The organism is Streptomyces endocoffeicus, assembly GCF_016741935.1.
Classification (GTDB): domain Bacteria; phylum Actinomycetota; class Actinomycetes; order Streptomycetales; family Streptomycetaceae; genus Streptomyces; species Streptomyces endocoffeicus.
This window is the reverse complement of sequence record NZ_JAERRG010000006.1, coordinates 180254-196978: the sequence shown is the minus strand read 5'-3', so window position 1 is coordinate 196978 and position 16725 is coordinate 180254. Positions and strand designations below refer to the sequence as shown.

Here is a 16725-nt window from a genome sequence, read left to right as displayed (position 1 = left end):
GGGGCCGCTCCGCCGATCCCCGCCGCCGCCACCGCGCCGAGGCTGGTACCGACCACGACGACGCGGGAACACATGGGCCGCCAGGCCGCCGCGCCCCCACCACGAGCCCGAGAGAGTCCCCATGCCCACCAAGAACCTCACCGTCAACCGCTCCGCCCTCGGCCACCGGGTCTCCTACGCACTGCGCCATCCGCAGCGCGTACCGCGCCATCTGGTCCGCGCCACCCGGGACGCCTGGCTGCGCTACCGCTACCCGGACCACGTCGCGTACTACCGCGCGGTGATGCGGTCGGACACCCGTACCAGTCCGGAGGCGGCGGTCGGCAGCCACAGCCATGAGCGGTGGCTGGCGCTGGGCGCGATGCAGTTCGACTATCTCCTCGGCCACGGGCTGCGCCCGGAGCACCGGATGCTGGAGATCGGCTGTGGCAATCTGCGGGCGGGCTGGCGGTTCATCAGCCATCTGGAGCCGGGCCACTACTACGGCATCGACATCTCGCCCGACATCCTGGCGGCCGCGCAGGACACGCTGGTGCGCCAGGGGCTGCAGGACCGTCTCCCCAACCTCACCCCGGTCCGCGATCTGACGCTGCGGTTCCTGCCCGACGCCCACTTCGACGTGGTGCACGCGCACAGCGTGTTCTCGCACTCGCCGCTGCCGGTCATAGAGGAGTGCCTGGCCCACGTCGGCCGTGTCATGGCGCCGGGCGGCTGGTTCGACTTCACCTTCGACCGCACCGAGGGCGTGGAACACCAGGTGCTGCGGGAGGACTTCTACTACCGCACCGAGACGCTCATCGCCCTGGCGGAGAAACACGGTCTGGCCGCGCGCTTCATGGCGGACTGGGAGGAGCTGCCGCACGGCCAGTCGAAGATCCGCGTCACCCACCGCGAGGACGGACGGACGTCCTGACCCGACGGACGGTCAAGCCCGGTGTCAAGCCCGGTGGTCCGCCTCGGAACACCGAGGCGGATCCGGTGCTCCCTCCGGGCACAGCCCGACTATTCGAAGACGCAATTCCTGAGGCATATGTTGCCTTGGAAGCCTGTGACACACTTCATATCGCCCTAGACAGGACAAAATCGTTGCTAGGGAGTGCCGTAGACTTTTAGTACGTACTGTTGCGTGGTGGATAGACGAATACATGGAGCACCAAGAGGTCACTCATGCAGCCCTTCGTACTGAAGCACGCAATCCCCGCCGAGCGGTCGTCGGCCAGTGTTCCCTACGCCTATAACGCCGCCCTGCAGTTGAATGTCCTCTCCGACGGCCGTCCGGCCATCGCCGACCGAGCGGTGCTGCTGGCGACCGGCACGACCACGTCCACGGCCGGCTCCAAGACGCACTTCGACGACTGACCTGCGCACACATCGATGACGGTACTCATCCTGACCTGTCGCCAGGATGTCACTGCCGACTTGGTGGTGGCGGAGCTGCGCGAACAAGGCGTCCCTCTGATGCGTTTCGATCCGGCCGACCTTCCGGATCAGGCCGCCCTGTCGGTCGAATTCGACCGTGGCGACTTCACGGGATTTCTGTCGACGGAGGGACGCCTCGTCAGCATCCACGGTGTGCGGTCCATCTGGGTGCGCAGGCCGGGGCGGCCGGCGGCGCACGCGGCGAATCCGTCGGAGTGGCTGACGGCCGAGTGCGGACAGGCCCTGTACGGGATGCTCTACGCGACACCGGCACACTGGATGAACCATCCCGCGGCCGCCGAACCGGCTCGCCACAAACCCTTCCAGTTGCGGGTCGCCCAGCACAGCGGTTTCGCCGTGCCCTCGACTCTTGTCACCACCTATCCGCGCGCGGCGCGCGATTTCGCCGTCCAGTACTCGGACATCGTGGTGAAATCCGCCTCCGGTCCGCCGTCCGTCGATCCGCCGGTCACGCTGCCCACCACCCGTATCGGACCGGACACGGATTTCTCCGATGTCGCGGCCGGGGCGACCCTTCTTCAGCGCTACGTTCCCAAAGCGGCGGACATCCGGCTGATCTGCGTCGGCAGTCAGTTATTCGCCGCGCGCAAGACCGCCGCCTCCGGCCAGGTGGACGGGCGCTATGGCTGTCATGGACACCGCTGGGAACCCGTGGACGTGCCCGCCAGAATCGCGCGCTCCGTGCATGAGTACATGACGCTCACCGGCCTCGCCTACGGGGCCTTCGACTTCGCCGAGGACGCCGAGGGCGTGTGGTGGTTCCTGGAGTGCAACCAGGGCGGCCAATTCGGCTTTGTCGAGCTCGAGACCGGTCAGCCCATCGCGGCGGCGGTGGCGTCCTGGCTCGCGGCCCCCGGCGCCGCCCCGCGCTGAGGGCCGGGACCCGCGCCGGATACCGGCTCCCGCGACCACAAATGGTGACGACCGGTGACGCGGAGGCAGCGTCCGCGGGCGGCGCCGGTACCGGGGGCGCCCTGGTGGGCCGGGCACTGCGCCGGACCGGTCCGTCGGTCGTATGGTGAAGTGAGAGTCCGCGCAACCCAGGGGTCTCCAGCCTCTCCCTCCAGCGCGGGAGGTTCCGATGACCGTCGCCGAGAGCATCCGCCACCCGACGGACGCGTCCCGCTATGTGCCGATCGCCGAGCACGGTCTGATCGGCGATCTGCGCACCGCCGCGCTCGTGGACACGCGCGGCACCATCGACTGGTATTGCCCGGTCCGGTTTGACGCCCCCAGTGTGTTCGCGTCGATCCTCGACGCCGACCGCGGCGGTTCCTTCCAGCTCACACCCGAGGTGCCCGCCCGGACGAAGCAGTTCTACTTCCCGGACACCAATATCCTCATCACTCGCTTCTTCGCGGACGACGGGGTCGCCGAGGTCCAGGACTTCATGCCGATCGTGGACGACTCGCGCGAGGCGGACCGGCACCGGCTGATCCGCCGGGTGCTGTGCGTCCGCGGATCGCTGCCCTTCACCGCGCGGGTGGCGCCCCGGTTCGACTACGGCCGGCGGTCGCACACGGTGCGCACCGAGCAGGGGCTCACGATCTTCGAATCCCCGGAGCTGTCGCTGGCGCTGACCTCCGGCGTCACCGTGGAGGTCGACGGGCTCGACGCGGTGTCCACGTTCAAGCTGGTCGAGGGCGAGGCCGCGGTGTTCGCGCTGGACCGGATCGGCGGTACGGTGCAGCCGCGGCACTGCCCGCAGGCGGAGGCGGAGGAGCTGTTCGACGCCACCGTCCGCTACTGGCGCCACTGGCTCGCGCAGTCCCGTTACCGCGGGCGGTGGCGGGAGATGGTGCACCGCTCCGCGCTCACCCTCAAGCTGCTCACCTACGCGCCGACCGGCGCCATCGTGGCGGCCCCGACGACCAGCCTGCCCGAGCAGATCGGCGGCGAGCGCAACTGGGACTACCGGTACCTCTGGGTCCGCGATGCCGCGTTCTGCATCTACGCACTGCTGAGGCTGGGCTTCACCCAGGAGGCCGAGGCGTTCGTGCGCTTCCTGTCCGAGGGCATCACCCTGGGGGACGGCCCCGGCGGCCCGCTCCAGATCATGTACGGCATCGACGGCCGCAGTGAGATCCCCGAGCAGATGCTCCCCCACCTGGAAGGGCATCTGGGCTCCTCCCCGGTCCGGATCGGCAACGCGGCGGTCCACCAGCTCCAGCTGGACATCTACGGGGCGCTGGTGGACTCCCTCTACCTCTACGACAAGTGGGGGCAGCCGCTGTCCAGCGACCACTGGGACGCCGTGTGCAAGCTGGTCGGCTGGGTGTGCGACAACTGGGACCGGCCCGATATGAGCGTCTGGGAGACCCGCGCCGGTCCACAGCACTTCCTGTACTCGCAGCTGATGTGCTGGGTCGCGATCGAGCGGGCGATGCGCATCGCCCGCCACCGCGGACTGCCCGCGGACATGTCCCGCTGGTCGACGGCGCGCGATGACATCTACCGCCGGATCATGCGCTGCGGCTGGTCGCCGCAGCGGCGCGCCTTCGTGCAGCGCGAGGGCGAGGAGGTGCTCGACGCCTCGCTGCTGATGATGCCGCTGTCGAAGTTCATCTCCCCCACCGACCCCAAGTGGCTGTCCACGCTGGACGCGCTGGGCGAGGAGCTGGTGGCCGATTCGCTGGTGTACCGCTACGACCCCACGGTGAGCCCGGACGGGCTGCGCGGTGAGGAGGGCACCTTCTCGATCTGCTCGTTCTGGTACGTCGAGGCGCTGTCCCGGGCCGGCCGGGTGGACGAGGCGCGGCTGGCCTTCGAGAAGATGCTCACCTACGCCAACCATGTCGGGCTGTACGCCGAGGAGATCGGCCGTACCGGGGAGCAGATCGGCAACTTCCCGCAGGCGTTCACCCATCTCGCGCTCATCAGCGCCGCGTTCAACCTGGACCGGGCGCTGGGCTGACGCCCCGGGCACGCCCCCGGCGGGTTCATCGGCCACCGACGGGGTCCTCGGCCAGGACCCGGGCCATGGTGCGCTCGGCCAGGGCGGTGATGGTGACGAACGGATTGACGCCGATGGAGCCCGGAATGAGGGAGCCGTCGGTCACATAGAGCCCGTCGTAGCCGGTCACCCGGCCGTACGCGTCGGTGGCCCGGCCCAGGACGCAGCCGCCCAGCGGGTGGTAGCAGAAGTCGTCGGCGAAGGCCCGGGTGTCGCCGAAGAGGTCATAGCGGTAGATGGTGACGTTGGCGGAGTTGACGCGGTCGAAGAGCGCCTTGGCCGCGGCCACGGAGGGCGCGCTCTGGGCGCGGGTCCAGTTGAGTACGGCGGCGTCCTTCGCCGCGTCATAGGTGAAGGTGGCGCGCTCGGGGTTGCGGGTGATGGCGAGGTAGAGGCTGACCCAGGTCTCGAGGCCGGCCGGCAGCGGGGCGATCTCGGCGAAGACCGGATTGGTGGCGTTGGACCAGTCGTCGATCGCCATCACCGGGATGGTGGACTGCTGGGCGCCGGTCGGGTTCCATACGTGGTTGGCGCGGCCGAGCATGACATTGCCGTTGCCGCCCCAGCCCCGGCCGACCTCGGCGCTCAGCTCGGGGAGGGCGCCGGTCTCCCGGGCGCGCAGCAGGAGTTCGGTGGTGCCGAGGCTGCCCGCGCCGAGGAAGAGCGAGCCGCAGGTGATCTCGTCGGTGGCGACGACGGTGCCGGTGGTGTCGACGCGCTCCACGGTGAGGACATAGGTGCCGTCCGGCGCCCGCCGCACGGCGCGGGCGCGGCTCAGCGTCTGCAGGGTGACCTGGCCGGTGCCGAGCGCGGCGGCGATATAGGTCTTGTCGAGGCTGCGCTTGCCGAAGTTGTTGCCGTAGATGACCTCCTGGGCGAGCGCGGACTTGGTCGCCGTTCCGTCGGCCTCGCGCCGCATGTAGTCGAAGTCGTAGACGTTGGGCACGAAGACGGTCTTCAGGCCCGCCTTGGCGGCCTGGGCGCGGGCGACCCGGGCGTAGGTGTACCACTCCGTGGCCTCGAACCACGCGGAGGGCACGGTGGTGGCGCCGAGCATGCGGTTGGCCAGCGGGAAGTAGGTGTCGTACATCGGGTCCGCGGCCACCTGCGGCAGCATCTGCTGGAAGTACGAGCGCGGCGGGGTGACCGCGATGCCACCGTTGACCAGCGAGCCGCCGCCGACCCCGCGGCCCACGTAGACGGACATGCCGGGGTAGCGGACGCGGTCCAGGACGCCGGGGTAGGGGGTGATGTTCTTGTTGATGACGTCCAGCCACAGGAAGGTGGACAGGGGTGCCTCGGTTCTTCTCTTGAACCACATGGAGCGCTGGTCGGGGGCGGTCATCGAGCAGTAGACCCGGCCGTCGGGGCCCGGGGCGTCCCATAACCGCCCCATCTCCACGACGAGTGTTCTGATGCCCGCCTCGCCGAGCCGGAGCGCGGCCACGGCCCCGCCGTAGCCGGAGCCGATGACGACGGCGGGGTAGTGGTCGGCGCGCTCGGCGGCGGCCGCCGGGGTGAGGCCGATACGGGTGAGTCCGAGGGCCGCCGCGCTCTGCAGGGCGGCCAGCCCAAGAATGTGACGACGCGTCAGGTTTGCTGTCATGGCGGCATGATGGGCGGAATCGCCGGAACTCGCCATGGCGTGACACAAGGTCTTTTTCGGACCCGAAGGCATGCGAAGTTCTCGTTATTTATCGTTTATTCTCGCAGCCGCGCCCCTCCCAGGGAAGGACCCGCCCGTGAAGATCGCTCGTATCGAGACATTCCTGGCCCCGCCGCGCTGGATGTTCGTCCGGGTGGAGACCGACGAGGGGGTGGTCGGCTGGGGCGAGCCGGTGGTCGAGGGGCGGGCCGAGCCGGTCCGCGCCGCGGTCGAGGTGCTCACGGAGTATCTGATCGGCCAGGACCCGATGCGGATCGAGGACCACTGGCAGGTGATGACCAAGGGTGGCTTCTACCGTGGCGGACCGGTCCTCTCCAGCGCCGTCTCCGGGCTCGACCAGGCGCTGTGGGACATCAAGGGCAAGCACTACGGCGTACCGGTGTACCAGCTGCTCGGCGGTCCGGTGCGGGAGCGGATCCGCGCCTACGCCTGGATCGGCGGCGATGAGCCCGAGGAGATCCGCGACGCGCTCACCGCGCAGATCGAGGCGGGCTTCACCGCCGTCAAGATGAACGGCTGCGGCCGGATGACCCCGGTCGCCACCCGCGCGGAGATACGCGCCGCGGTGCGCCGCGCCGAGACCGCCCGTGAGGTCCTCGGCGACGACCGCGACTTCGGCCTCGACTTCCACGGCCGGGTCTCCCCCGCCAACGCCCGCCGGCTGCTGCCACTGCTCGCCGAGGCGGCGCCGCTGTTCGTCGAGGAGCCGGTGCTCTCCGAGCACATGGACATCGTCCCGGACCTGGTGAACGCCTCGCCCATCCCCATCGCGCTCGGTGAGCGCCTGTACTCGCGGCGCGAGTTCATCGCCCCGCTGCGGGCCGGGGTGGCCATCCTCCAGCCCGATATCTCGCATGCGGGCGGCATCTCCGAGCTGCGGCGCATCGCCGCCCTCGCCGAGCCCCACGGCGCCCAGCTCGCCCCGCACTGCCCGCTCGGCCCGGTGGCGCTCGCCGCCAGTCTGCAACTGGCCTTCACCACCCCGAACTTCCTCATCCAGGAGCAGAGCATCGGCATCCACTACAACCAGGGCGCCGAACTCCTGGACTACATGGCCGATCCGGAGCCCTTCCGGTTCACCGCCGGGCAGCTCTCGCGCACCGACCGCCCGGGGCTCGGGATCGAGGTGGACGAGGCCGCGGTGCGCGCCGCAGACCGCCGTGGCCACGCCTGGCGGAATCCGGTGTGGCGCCACGCGGACGGCTCGCTCGCCGAGTGGTGAGCCCGGTCCGCAGACCGTAGGGCGCTGGTCCCGTACGAGGAATCCCAGCATCGAAGCGGCGCCACCCGGCGTGGCCACCGGGCCACTCTGGGTATCCCCGGTGACCATGGATGAGTGGACCGGATGCCCTGCTGCCCGCCATCCACGAGAACTCGATCACACCCCGGGCGTCCCACGTGGCAGGCGGCAGTAGGGTTCGCCGACAAGCGTGTGTGTTGGTACCGGGCAGGTAGAAGGGATCGGGCATGTTCCGCAAGGTGCTGGTCGCCAATCGTGGTGAGATCGCCATTCGCGCCTTTCGCGCCGGCTATGAGCTGGGCGCGAGAACCGTCGCCGTGTTCCCGCACGAGGACCGCAACTCACTGCACCGGCTGAAGGCCGATGAGGCGTACGAGATCGGCGAGCCGGGCCATCCGGTGCGGGCCTATCTCTCCGTCGAGGAGATCGTCAACGCGGCGCGCCAGGCGGGCGCGGACGCGGTGTACCCCGGATACGGCTTCCTGTCCGAGAACCCCGACCTCGCGCGCGCGTGCGAGGAGGCGGGGATCACGTTCGTGGGGCCCAGTGCGCAGATCCTGGAGCTCACCGGGAACAAGGCGCGCGCGGTGGCCGCGGCCCGCGCGGCCGGGGTGCCGGTGCTGGGCTCCTCCGAGCCGTCGACCGATGTGGACGAGCTGGTCCGGGCCGCGGACGAGCTCGGTTTCCCGGTGTTCGTCAAGGCCGTCGCCGGTGGTGGCGGGCGCGGGATGCGCAGGGTCGAGAGCCGGGAGACGCTGCGCGAGTCCATCGAGGCGGCGGCGCGGGAGGCCGAGTCCGCCTTCGGCGATTCCACGGTCTTCCTGGAGAAGGCGGTGGTGGAGCCCCGCCATATCGAGGTGCAGATCCTCGCCGACGGGCAGGGCGGTGTCATCCATCTGTTCGAGCGCGACTGTTCGGTGCAGCGGCGCCACCAGAAGGTGATCGAGCTGGCGCCGGCGCCCAACCTCGATCCGGAGCTGCGGGACCGGATCTGCGCGGACGCGGTGAGGTTCGCCCGGGAGATCGGCTATCGCAACGCCGGTACGGTGGAGTTCCTGCTGGACCGCGACGGCCGCCATGTGTTCATCGAGATGAATCCGCGGATCCAGGTCGAGCACACGGTGACCGAGGAGATCACCGATGTGGATCTCGTCCAGTCGCAGCTGCGGATCGCCGCCGGTCAGACACTGTCCGACCTCGGCCTCTCCCAGGACACCGTGTATCTGCGGGGTGCGGCGCTGCAGTGCCGGATCACCACCGAGGACCCGGCCAACGGCTTCCGCCCGGACACCGGGATGATCAGCGCGTACCGCTCCCCGGGCGGCTCGGGCATCCGGCTGGACGGTGGCACCACCCACTCCGGTGCGGAGATCAGCGCCCACTTCGACTCGATGCTGGTCAAGCTGACCTGCCGGGGGCGGGACTTCGCCACCGCGGTCGGCCGCGCCCGGCGGGCGGTGGCCGAGTTCCGCATCCGCGGGGTGTCCACGAACATCCCCTTCCTCCAGGCGGTGCTGGACGATCCGGACTTCCGGGCCGGGCAGGTCACCACGTCGTTCATCGAACAGCGGCCGCATCTGCTGACCGCGCGCCACTCCGCCGACCGCGGCACCAAGCTGCTCACCTATCTCGCCGACATCACGGTGAACAAGCCCCACGGCGAGCGGCCCCATCTGATCGACGCGACCACCAAGCTGCCCCCGGTGCCGGGGACCGAGCCGCCCGCCGGCTCCAAGCAGCGACTCACCGAGCTGGGCCCGGAGGGGTTCGCGCGATGGCTGCGCGAGTCGCCCACCATCGGTGTCACCGACACCACCTTCCGGGACGCGCACCAGTCGCTGCTGGCCACCCGGGTCCGCAGCAAGGACCTGCTGGCCGTGGCCCCGGTGGTGGCGCGGACCGTGCCGGAGCTGCTGTCGCTGGAGTGCTGGGGCGGGGCCACCTACGACGTGGCGCTGCGCTTCCTCGCCGAGGACCCCTGGGAGCGGCTGGCCAAGCTGCGCGAGGCGGTGCCCAACATCTGTCTGCAGATGCTGCTGCGCGGCCGCAACACCGTGGGCTACACGCCGTACCCGACCGAGGTGACCACCTCCTTCGTACGGGAGGCCACGGCCACCGGGATCGATATCTTCCGGATCTTCGACGCGCTGAACGACATCGGGCAGATGCGGCCCGCGATCGACGCGGTACGGGAGACCGGCTCGGCCATCGCCGAGGTGGCGCTCTGCTACACCTCCGACCTGTCCGATCCCGCGGAGCGGCTCTACACCCTCGACTACTATCTGCGGCTCGCCGAGCAGATCGTGGACGCGGGCGCGCATGTGCTGGCCATCAAGGACATGGCGGGGCTGCTGCGCGCCCCGGCGGCGGCGAAGCTGGTCTCCGCGCTGCGCCGGGAGTTCGACCTGCCGGTGCACATCCACACCCATGACACCGCGGGCGGTCAGCTCGCCACCTATCTCGCGGCGGTCCAGGCCGGTGCGGACGCGGTGGACGGCGCGGTGGCCTCCATGGCGGGCACCACCTCCCAGCCGTCGCTGTCGGCGATCGTGGCCGCCACCGACCACTCCGACCGGCCGACCGGGCTCGACCTCGAGGCGATCGGCGGCCTGGAGCCGTACTGGGAAGCCGTGCGCAAGATCTACGCACCGTTCGAGGCGGGCCTCGCCTCGCCGACCGGACGGGTGTACCACCATGAGATCCCCGGTGGTCAGCTGTCCAATCTGCGCACCCAGGCCATCGCGCTCGGCCTCGGCGACCGCTTCGAGGACATCGAGGCGATGTACACCGCCGCGGACCGGATCCTGGGCCATCTGGTGAAGGTCACCCCGTCGTCGAAGGTGGTCGGCGATCTCGCGCTTCACCTGGTGGGGGCGGGGGTGTCGCCGGAGGACTTCGAGGCGCGGCCGGGCCGGTACGACATCCCGGACTCGGTCATCGGGTTCCTCCGCGGCGAGCTGGGCAATCCGCCGGGCGGCTGGCCCGAGCCGTTCCGCGGCAAGGCGCTGGAGGGCCGCGCCGCCGCCAAGCCGGTGGCCGCGGAACTGTCCGCGGAGGACCGGGAGCAACTGGAGAAGGATCCGCGGGCCACGCTGAACCGGCTGCTGTTCCCCGGCCCGACCAAGGAGTTCGAGGCGCACCGGCAGGCCCATGGCGACACCAGCGTGCTGGACAGCAAGGACTTCTTCTACGGGCTGCGCCCGCGGCACGAGTACACGGTGGACCTCGAGCCCGGTGTCCGGCTGCTGATCGAGCTGGAGGCCATCGGCGACGCCGACGAGCGCGGTATGCGCACGGTGATGGCGTCGCTGAACGGGCAGTTGCGCCCGGTCCAGGTGCGGGACAACTCGGCGGCCTCCGATGTGCCGGCCACCGAGAAGGCCGACCGGAGCAACCCCGGCCATGTGGCGGCGCCCTTCGCGGGTGTGGTGACGCTGGCGGTGGCCGAGGGCGACCAGGTGGAGGCCGGTGCCACCATCGGCACGATCGAGGCGATGAAGATGGAGGCCACCATCGCCGCCCCGAAGGGCGGGACCGTGTCGCGCATCGCCATCAACACGATTCAACAGGTGGAGGGCGGCGATCTGCTGGTCGCCCTGAGCTGAGCCGGGAGCACCTGCCACGCGCCGCCGCCACCGGTCCCCCGGCCCTCAGGTCAGGGGTGGCCGGTGGCGGCGGCTTCGTCCGGGAGCGGCTCCACCGGCCGATCCTCCGACCGCCGCGCCGCCGCACGGCCGGGCAGCCCGGTGGCCAACAGCGCACCGGCCGCGGCCACGGCCGCGAGGACCGTCAGCGCCGGTCCCATCGCCGAGAGGAAGACATCGGCCGCCCAGCGCGGTCCGTCGCCGGGCGGCTGTCCCGTGGTGTCGCCCCGCCCGGCCACGCTCATCAGCGTGGTCGCCGCGGCGACCCCCAGCGCGGGCCCGATGTTCATGGCGGTCTGCTGGAGCCCGCCCGCCACCCCGGCGGTGTCCACGGACGCGTCCCGCACGACGACGGTGGTCGCGGTGACCATCACGGTGGCGAAACCCGCGCCCAGCAGGAGGAAGCAGCCACCGATCGCCTCGGCGCCCGAGCCCCGGCCGAGCCGGGACATCAGCAGCACACCGGCCGCCACCAGGACCATCCCCGCCACCGCCGTCCGGCGGGCACCCTGACGGCGCGTCAGCATCGCCGCCACCGGCGCGCCCAGCACCATCATCACCGCGAGCGGCAGCGCCCGCAGCCCGCTGCCGAGCGGATCCAGCGCGAGCACGTCCTGGAGGTAGTACGTGCCGAGGAACAGCGCCCCGAACAGTGCGGCCGACGCGGCCACCAGCACACCGAGCGCCGGGCCGACGGTGGCCGACCGCAGCACGCCCGGCGGCACCAGCGGATCCTCCGTCCGGCGCTCATGCCGTACGAAGGCCCCTCCGGCCGCCACGGCGCACCCGAGCCCGAGCGCGGTCGCCACCGTCCAGCCGGTTTCGGGGATGCCGACGAGCGTGTGCACCAGCCCGGCGAGCGCCACCGCGAGCAGGCCCGCACCGGGCAGATCGAGCCGCGGCCGGGCGGTCTCACGGGGCGCCGCCGGGACGCGGACAGCGAGCACCGCCGGGGTCTGGACGGCGAGTGCCGACGGGGCCCGGACGGCGAGCGCCGACGGGGCGCTGATGGCGAGTGCCGCAAGACCCATGGCGAGGGCGGGCGCGACGTTGACGAAGAACACCGCCCGCCACCCCAGGTGGGTGGTCAGCGCCCCGCCGACCAGCGGACCGGCCACGGCCGCCAGCCCGATGGCGGCGGTCCGCACCGCGACCGGCCGGCCGAGCCGGTCGGGCGGGTACGCGGCCCGCAGCATCCCGAGGGTGGCGGGTTGCAGCAGCGCCCCGAAAACCCCCTGGGCGACCCGCAGCCCGATCACCCAGCCGATACCGCCCGCGAGCCCGATGCCCGCCGAGGCGGCGCCGAAGCCCAGCATCCCGATGGCGAAGACGCGCCGATGGCCGTAGCGGTCGCCGAGGCGGCCCGCGAACACCAGCAGACTCGCCACGGCGATCAGATACCCGGTACTGGTCCACTGGACCTGGGCGAACGTGGCATGGAGGTCCCGTTGCAGCCGGGGCTGGGCGACGGTCAGCACAGTGCCGTCCAGGGCGACGATCACGGCTCCGGTGACGCTCGCGACGAGGATGAGGCGCCGTCCGCGCGGGGAGCTCAGCGGGGCGCTCATCGGGCCTCCGGGCCGAGGTGGGCGTCGAGCGCGGCCCGCAGCAGCGGCTCGGGATCGTCGCCTCCCACCGCGAGCTGAAGGCTGCCCCAGCCCCACAGCTGGGCGATGCCGTGCAGATTCGCCCACAGCGCGCCCGCGACGATCCGTGGCTCCGGGCCGGAGTCCGGCCGCGCCCCGGCCACCAGGTCGACGAGGGTGGCGAAGAGCGGCAGGCTGGTCTCCCGCAGGCCCAAGTGGCCGCTCTCCAGGAGATCGTGACGGAACATCAGCTCGAACATGCCGCGGTTGGTCAGCGCGAAGTCGAGCCAGGTCCGCGCCAGCGCCGTCAACTGCTCGCGGGGATCGCCCTCATGGGCGGCGATCGCCGCACCGGCCTGGGCGGCCAGGCTCTCGAAGCCGCGGCGCGCGATGGCGGACAGCAGGGACAGGTGGGTCGGGAAATACCGCCGCGGGGCACCGTGGGACACCCCGGCCCGGCGGGCGATCTCCCGCAGCGAGAGGGCCCCGACGCCCTCCTCGTCCACCAGCTCCACTCCGACGTCCACCAACCGGGACCGGAGACCCGTGTCCTGCTCACGCTCAGCCATAGACACTGTCTACCAGAAGCACATAGACAGTGTCTACGAGTTCACAAGAACGAACAAACGCTCAAAATGAGGGACGGAGATGGTGCCATATGCACCAGAAGGCGGCGGATTTTGTTCAGCCTGCTGAATCCATTCTCGGGTAAAGAACCGCCCGTGAGCCTTGACGGTCCATTTGGTCCGGTCCAATCTGCGTGGTGCGCCATGAGCACGCCACTCCTTTACCGAATCAGGAAGGAAGTCAACGACCATGGCAGAATCCCCCGCTCCGCACCCGTTGAGCCGCCGCCGGGTCCTCGGTTCGATGGCCGCGGCAGCCGTCGGAACACCGATCGCCCTCGGACAGCTGACCTCGGGCGCCACCCCGGCCTCCGCCGCCTCGCGCGCCGCGGCCGCGCAGTTGCTCTGGCATCCTGACCCGTCCGGCGACGGGCTCAAGGCGTTCGAGGGCATCGAGGCCGACCGCGGCGGCGCTCACCCCGACCGCAAGTACGTCATCGTCGAGGACGGTGACCACTACCGCTTCAACATCTGGAAGGACGACCGGGACACCACCGGGGGCGGCGACCGTCAGCGCACCGAGTCCAAGGGCATGGTCCAGGGTGGCTCCACCGTGAAGATGCGCGACGGTGAGACATGGAGCCTCAGCTACGAGATGTTCATGCCCACCTCGCTGCACGGCACCAGCAAGTTCACCCACATCTTCCAGACCAAGACCCCGGTGGACAACGGCGGTCCGTACATCACCCTGGATCTGGGCCGGAGCGGCAGCACGGAGACGCTGCGGGCCCGTGCGTACGCCAACTCCGGCTCACCGGACATCGCCTCGACGAACCTCGCGCCGCTGCGCAACAAGTGGATCACCATCGAGTGGACGTTCACCGTCGGCTCGAACGGCAAGGCGGCCTGCGTGGTGCGCAACGGCACCGGGTCCGGCGCCCCGGTGGCGGTCCAGGGCAGCATGTCCAATGTGAAGATGCCCGACCAGGACGACTACCAGCGGCCCAAGTGGGGCATCTACCGCTCGGTCGAAAGCGCCTCGTCGGACATCCTCGACACCTATCTGCTGTTCCGGAACTTCCGGGCGTCCAAGTCGTAGCCGACGTCACCGATCGCCGGACGCCTCGGGCGCGCCGGGCACCGGCAGATGGCGGGCCACGGAGGCGTTGAGCCGCTCCAGGCAGTCCGTCAGCCGGGCGAGGTCCTCGTCCGGCCAGTCCGCGATGGCCTCGCCCAGCAGCCGGGTCCGCCGGGCGGCCGCCAGGGCGACATGGCGGCGCCCGGTGTCGGTCAGCGCAACCCTTCGTATCCGCCGGTCCACGGTGTCCCGCACCCGGGTCACCAACCCCGCCGCCGTCAGCCGGTCCACGACGCGCACGGCGCGGGCCCGGTCGGACAGCAGCAGGGCGGCGATGTCGGACACGGTGGGCGGCGGTGGGGAGCTGGCCTCGACGAAGCGCAGCACCCGGTAGCCGGTCGGGGTGACACCGGCGGGCAGTCCGCCCAGGAAGCGCTCCCGCACCAGCGGTCCGTACAGCCCGTGGCGGGCGTGGCGCAGCTCCTGCAGCACCGCGTCCAGCCCGCGCAGCTCCTCGTCCCGATCGTTCACGGACACCAGCCTGCGCCGCCGCCACCGCCCCTGGCAACGCACATCCGCCACCGTGCACCGAGATGGTTGTCGGGGTTCGCCGTCCGGTCGTCCGCCGGTAGCCCGCCGTACCGCGCTGTTCATGGCGCCGCGGTGTCCGGCGACGGCGGGTGCGTGGGAGCTTCGCCCCATGACGACGACACCGAAGAACACGGCCACCACATCGGCAGCGTCGGCCACCAGACCGGCGACGGCGGCCACCACATCGACCACGTCCCGGATGAGCCGCCGGGGGCTGCTGGGCGTGGCGGGCGCCGCGGCGGCCGGTGCGGGCACATATCTGTCCCAGCAGGAGGCGGTGGCGGCCTCGCCGGTGCTGTGGACCCGGCCCGAGGGATCCGGGATGCCGCCGGTGAGCGGGCTGCATCTGCAGTTCGGGGCCGACGCCGCGCGGGAGGTCGTGGTGTCCTGGCAGACACCGGTCCCGGTGAAACGGCCGCGTGTCATGCTCGGCACCCCCTCCCATGGCATGGGCACCGAGGTCACCGCGCGGACCACCTTCTACCGCGACGCCAAGTCCCAGCAGAGCATGTACGTCCACCACGCCCGGCTGAGCCGGCTGCGCCCCGGCACCGACTACGTCTACGCCGCCGTCCACGACGGGGCGACGCCGGAGGCGGGGTCGTTCCGCACCGGGCCGGGCGGCCGGGCGCCGTTCACCTTCACCAGCTTCGGCGACCAGGGCACGCCCACGGTGGGCAAGCTGAACGGTCCCAAGCCGCCGAAGATCACCGAGAAGCTCACCTATCTCAACGACAACCTCGGCTCGCCGTACGCCAACGACGTGACCACCGCCGTCGAGCGGGTCGCGCCCCTGTTCCACCTCATCAACGGCGATCTGTGCTACGCCAATCTGTCCGAGGACCGGCTGCGCACCTGGGCGGACTGGTTCGCCATGACCAGCCGGTCCTCGCGGTTCCGGCCGTGGATGCCCGCGGCCGGCAACCACGAGAACGAGCTGGGCAACGGGCCGATCGGGTTCGACGCCTACCAGGCGTACTTCTCACTGCCCGGCAACGGCGGCGACGACGAGACCCAGGGACTGTGGTACGCCTTCACCGTCGGCTCGGTGCGCGTCGTGAGCCTGGCCAATGACGACGTGGCCCTTCAGGACGCCGGGAACACCTATGTGCGGGGCTACTCCGGCGGGGCGCAGCGGCGCTGGCTGGAGGCCGAGCTCACCCGGACCCGGGCCGACCGGGACATCGACTGGATCGTGGTCGTCATGCACCAGGTGGTCGTCTCCACGGCCGACCACCCGGGCAACGGCGCCGACCTCGGCATCCGGCAGGAGTGGCTGCCGCTCTTCGACAAGTACGGCGTCGACCTGGTCGTCTGCGGCCATGAACACCACTACGAGCGCTCCCACCCGATCCGCGGCCGGGAGTCCAACGACACGATGACGCCGACCCCCGCCGCCACCCGTACCGATCTGGTGGACACCGGCGAGGGAACGGTCCACATGGTCATCGGTGGCGGTGGCACCTCGATCCCGTCGATGGACGTCCTGTTCGACACCCCGCGGTGCAATGTCATCACCGGTGTCGGCGCCGCCGGTGCGAACGGCCGGAAGACCCCGGTCTATGTGACGGAGGCGGCCCCGTGGTCGGCGGTGCGCGACCGGGTGAACCCGTACGGCTTCGCCGCGTTCACCGTCGACCCCGGCACCAGGCCGGGCGGCCCCACCACGATGTCGGTGACCTACTACGCGGTCACAGGGCTCTACGGCCGTATGGAGCCCGTGGACACCTTCACGCTCCGGCGGACCCGCAGCGACGGTGAGCGGCGCCGATGACGGCGATCCGCGCCGACAAGGGCTATGAGTGGGCCGGCCCGCCCACCGTGCACGTGTCCCGGTCCGACCGGGTGCCCAACGGCAGGTACCGGGTGGTGGGCCGGCCCATGGCCCATATCCGCGCCGACACGTTCGCCGACGCGACGGCCTAGCGGATGAACGACCGCACCTCGCGGCACTCCCCGCG

The 16725-nt window shown here is 71.0% G+C and carries 13 protein-coding genes; 9 read left to right on the top strand and 4 right to left on the bottom strand.

All coding sequences use genetic code 11. The annotated features are described in order from the left end of the window. Positions 1-121 precede the first annotated feature (121 nt). The 4 genes from JK364_RS17480 (at position 122) to JK364_RS17465 (ending at position 4354) form a co-directional block, all read left to right on the top strand. A complete protein-coding gene (locus JK364_RS17480; protein WP_201852021.1) occupies positions 122-913 on the top strand; it encodes a class I SAM-dependent methyltransferase in 792 nt (263 codons plus the stop codon). Positions 914-1167: 254 nt separating this feature from the next. Next, positions 1168-1359, top strand: coding sequence for a putative ATP-grasp-modified RiPP (tgmA, locus tag JK364_RS17475; RefSeq protein WP_020874241.1), 192 nt, complete (start codon positions 1168-1170; stop codon positions 1357-1359). Between the two features lie 15 nt (positions 1360-1374). Beyond that, positions 1375-2313, top strand: a complete 939-nt coding sequence (gene tgmB / locus JK364_RS17470) for an ATP-grasp ribosomal peptide maturase (protein ID WP_201852020.1) — start codon at positions 1375-1377, stop codon at positions 2311-2313. A gap of 208 nt (positions 2314-2521) precedes the next feature. Next, positions 2522-4354 (top strand): glycoside hydrolase family 15 protein, encoded by a 1833-nt coding sequence (locus JK364_RS17465; protein WP_201852019.1) that lies wholly within the window; start codon positions 2522-2524, stop codon positions 4352-4354. A 25-nt stretch (positions 4355-4379) separates the two neighbouring features. Here the strand turns inward: JK364_RS17465 and JK364_RS17460 are convergent, their stop codons facing one another. Further along, positions 4380-5999, bottom strand: a complete 1620-nt coding sequence (locus JK364_RS17460) for a GMC oxidoreductase (protein WP_201852018.1) — start codon at positions 5997-5999, stop codon at positions 4380-4382. A gap of 136 nt (positions 6000-6135) precedes the next feature. Between JK364_RS17460 and dgoD the strand changes: the two genes are divergently transcribed. Beyond that, complete coding sequence (gene dgoD, locus JK364_RS17455) at positions 6136-7281, top strand: galactonate dehydratase (RefSeq protein WP_201852017.1); 1146 nt, start codon at positions 6136-6138, stop codon at positions 7279-7281. Between the two features lie 245 nt (positions 7282-7526). Continuing rightward, entirely contained in the window at positions 7527-10904 is a 3378-nt protein-coding gene (locus tag JK364_RS17450; RefSeq protein WP_201852016.1) for a pyruvate carboxylase, read from the top strand. Positions 10905-10954: 50 nt separating this feature from the next. Here JK364_RS17450 and JK364_RS17445 read toward each other — a convergent pair whose 3' ends face one another. Together JK364_RS17445 and JK364_RS17440 are read right to left on the bottom strand one after the other, a co-directional pair. Next, the gene (locus JK364_RS17445; RefSeq protein WP_201852015.1) at positions 10955-12511 is read right to left on the bottom strand and encodes an MFS transporter; all 1557 of its coding nucleotides are present in this window, start codon (positions 12509-12511) and stop codon (positions 10955-10957) included. Then, positions 12508-13098, bottom strand: coding sequence for a TetR/AcrR family transcriptional regulator (locus JK364_RS17440; RefSeq protein ID WP_201852014.1), 591 nt, complete (start codon positions 13096-13098; stop codon positions 12508-12510). Before JK364_RS17440 ends, JK364_RS17445 begins: the two co-directional genes overlap by 4 nt. A 247-nt stretch (positions 13099-13345) precedes the next feature. On the opposite strand from JK364_RS17440, the gene JK364_RS17435 reads away from it, so the two are divergent. Continuing rightward, positions 13346-14194: a hypothetical protein gene (locus JK364_RS17435; RefSeq protein WP_201852013.1), complete on the top strand. Its 849-nt coding sequence runs from the start codon at positions 13346-13348 to the stop codon at positions 14192-14194. A gap of 6 nt (positions 14195-14200) precedes the next feature. Here JK364_RS17435 and JK364_RS17430 read toward each other — a convergent pair whose 3' ends face one another. Continuing rightward, positions 14201-14704, bottom strand: coding sequence for a MarR family winged helix-turn-helix transcriptional regulator (locus JK364_RS17430; protein ID WP_201852012.1), 504 nt, complete (start codon positions 14702-14704; stop codon positions 14201-14203). Between the two features lie 169 nt (positions 14705-14873). On the opposite strand from JK364_RS17430, the gene JK364_RS17425 reads away from it, so the two are divergent. Together JK364_RS17425 and JK364_RS17420 are read left to right on the top strand one after the other, a co-directional pair. Beyond that, a complete protein-coding gene (locus JK364_RS17425) occupies positions 14874-16538 on the top strand; it encodes a purple acid phosphatase family protein (protein WP_230992095.1) in 1665 nt (554 codons plus the stop codon). After that, complete coding sequence (locus tag JK364_RS17420) at positions 16535-16690, top strand: hypothetical protein (protein ID WP_372461956.1); 156 nt, start codon at positions 16535-16537, stop codon at positions 16688-16690. The genes JK364_RS17425 and JK364_RS17420 overlap by 4 nt, the downstream gene beginning before the upstream one ends. The last annotated feature ends 35 nt before the right edge of the window (positions 16691-16725 follow it).

What these genes read in the sequence shown, in the direction of transcription:
- tgmB (WP_201852020.1), top strand. Translation starts at nt 1,375, where the DNA reads ATGACGGTACTCATCCTGACCTGTCGCCAGGATGTCACTGCCGACTTG.
- JK364_RS17480 (WP_201852021.1), top strand. Translation starts at nt 122, where the DNA reads ATGCCCACCAAGAACCTCACCGTCAACCGCTCCGCCCTCGGCCACCGG.
- JK364_RS17435 (WP_201852013.1), top strand. Translation starts at nt 13,346, where the DNA reads ATGGCAGAATCCCCCGCTCCGCACCCGTTGAGCCGCCGCCGGGTCCTC.
- JK364_RS17425 (WP_230992095.1), top strand. Translation starts at nt 14,874, where the DNA reads ATGACGACGACACCGAAGAACACGGCCACCACATCGGCAGCGTCGGCC.
- tgmA (WP_020874241.1), top strand. Translation starts at nt 1,168, where the DNA reads ATGCAGCCCTTCGTACTGAAGCACGCAATCCCCGCCGAGCGGTCGTCG.
- JK364_RS17450 (WP_201852016.1), top strand. Translation starts at nt 7,527, where the DNA reads ATGTTCCGCAAGGTGCTGGTCGCCAATCGTGGTGAGATCGCCATTCGC.
- JK364_RS17465 (WP_201852019.1), top strand. Translation starts at nt 2,522, where the DNA reads ATGACCGTCGCCGAGAGCATCCGCCACCCGACGGACGCGTCCCGCTAT.
- JK364_RS17420 (WP_372461956.1), top strand. Translation starts at nt 16,535, where the DNA reads ATGACGGCGATCCGCGCCGACAAGGGCTATGAGTGGGCCGGCCCGCCC.
- JK364_RS17445 (WP_201852015.1), bottom strand. Translation starts at nt 12,511, where the DNA reads ATGAGCGCCCCGCTGAGCTCCCCGCGCGGACGGCGCCTCATCCTCGTC.
- JK364_RS17460 (WP_201852018.1), bottom strand. Translation starts at nt 5,999, where the DNA reads ATGACAGCAAACCTGACGCGTCGTCACATTCTTGGGCTGGCCGCCCTG.
- JK364_RS17440 (WP_201852014.1), bottom strand. Translation starts at nt 13,098, where the DNA reads ATGGCTGAGCGTGAGCAGGACACGGGTCTCCGGTCCCGGTTGGTGGAC.